This is a genomic window from Paenibacillus sp. RS8 (genome assembly GCF_041956825.1).
Lineage (GTDB): Bacteria > Bacillota > Bacilli > Paenibacillales > Paenibacillaceae > Paenibacillus_AQ.
Map to the genome: position 1 here is coordinate 1 of NZ_CP168129.1, position 1,709 is coordinate 1,709.

Consider the following 1,709-nt stretch of genomic DNA (forward strand, 5'->3'; position numbering starts at 1 on the left):
CAGAGGGTTACAGCACCGGGAGGAAACAAGTAATGCACTTTAAGACCTATTACGAGCTCCAAGAATCCGGCAACTACCATGTTACACTAAAACTAGTTGCTCCAGAAATATCTGTGACACCTGCAGAGCTATGGAAAGTGATCGGACATAACACCAGTCGGTTCGATAAAGGCATGCGAGTTTTACAGCTACATCAAATTGCTGACTTGGGATTTATCGATCCTAGATTCTGGGATCACTTCACAAAGAAGGAGCAACCTGATCTCGAAACATGGATAAACAGTCTGCTCGATCCGGAAAAGTGATCAGTCCTCTTATAGCCGCCCAGATCGGGCGATGGGTATAAAGGGGAGGGTAAGACCCTATCTAGCATACAGAAGGCGCTCAGCGGGCTCTCAGTGGGCGCTCAATAGTCACTCAGTGGGCTCTCAATGGGCTCAGGAACGTCTTTGTGGAAATCTGACCCCTGCCCATACCCTTTTTACAATCTGCCGATCTGGCAGGACGAGGGAGGGCTAAATACATCATGCTGCGAATATTTAAGGGCATGAGGTAGCCGGAGAAGTGTCGACGGGTGGGGCCCCTACGGGGCGGGTCCCGGCGTTGCTGATCTGGCTACCGGGTGTGAGTGAGAAATTGCTTGTCAGTATGAGTGAGACAAGCTATGCTGAAGGTAACCAGTCACAACGAAAAATGACTAGTCAAAGAAAGTCAGTATTAGTCAAACTTTTCGTGATTGAAAATTGAATAACCTCATGATGGGCGCGGGTTCGCGTGACCCCCCCTCCCTACTATCAGGGGGGGTGGGAAAACCAAAAACGTCCATTTTGCTGGCAATTCTTCCGAGTTGGAGGGGTTGCCATTTTTGATTTATAGAGCAAAATTCATAGCTATTTGGAATGGTGCCGGTGAGGCTGCTGCTCCAGGAGGGTTGCCCCGAAGGGGTGGCTAGCCTGGAGCAGCGGACTGCCGGCTTTTTCATAGGCTGAATTAAGGTGCAAAAATCAAACGGGATAAGAGTAAATTTGGGTGTTTGAGATACCTAAAGATAATGAGACAGAAGGGGACAAGCTATAACCCTTGATATTACTGGAAATATTGATTGACATAGTAACCATCTTTGGTTACAGTATAACCATATTTGGTTACTCTGGAGGTGATGAAACTGGACAAACATAGGTTAGTTGACACCGAGACTGGAGAGATTATTTATACCGTTATTGAACTCAAACGGAAATATTACTCAGGGGGGTTTTTCATGGCTATGCAGGAAGGATTTATACACATCGCAAAGCTTGGTTTGACAGGCGAACAGATGAATGTGCTCTTCCTGATCTTCGGCAAATTGGATTTTGAAAACTGGCTTAGATTGAGCCAAACTGATATTGCCAAAGAGTTAGGAATGCATAAACAACACGTCAATCGAGCTATGAAAGTACTTGTCGAAAAAGGGGTTATACATAAGGGACCTAAAGTGGGATCCATGCTTACGTATCGTTTAGACCCAAATTTCGGCGTTAAAGGACGTGCAAAGAACGAAAAGAACATACGCAGGGATATTGATGCCATGGCTCGCGAAAATGGATTGAAGGTCATCCAAGGCGGCAAAGAGGATTAAGGCGCACTTATACACCGCTACTCGATGTGTGCTCATTGAAAACAAAATAACATAAAGCTGGCCCTCTGGAAGTCTTCTTAGTCGGAGGATC

The 1,709-nt window shown here is 46.1% G+C and carries 2 protein-coding genes; both read left to right on the forward strand.

Annotated features, from left to right (window positions below):
* The first annotated feature begins 32 nt into the window (after positions 1-32).
* A complete protein-coding gene (locus tag ACDZ28_RS00105) occupies positions 33-305 on the forward strand; it encodes a hypothetical protein (RefSeq protein WP_375102230.1) in 273 nt (90 codons plus the stop codon).
* A gap of 854 nt (positions 306-1,159) precedes the next feature.
* Positions 1,160-1,618 (forward strand): replication/maintenance protein RepL, encoded by a 459-nt coding sequence (locus ACDZ28_RS00110; RefSeq protein ID WP_375102229.1) that lies wholly within the window; start codon positions 1,160-1,162, stop codon positions 1,616-1,618.
* Positions 1,619-1,709: the final 91 nt, after the last annotated feature.

Bases quoted from the DNA above. Each gene is read 5' to 3' on its own strand.
- ACDZ28_RS00105 (WP_375102230.1), top strand. From the start codon at position 33: ATGCACTTTAAGACCTATTACGAGCTCCAAGAATCCGGCAACTACCAT.
- ACDZ28_RS00110 (WP_375102229.1), top strand. From the start codon at position 1,160: ATGAAACTGGACAAACATAGGTTAGTTGACACCGAGACTGGAGAGATT.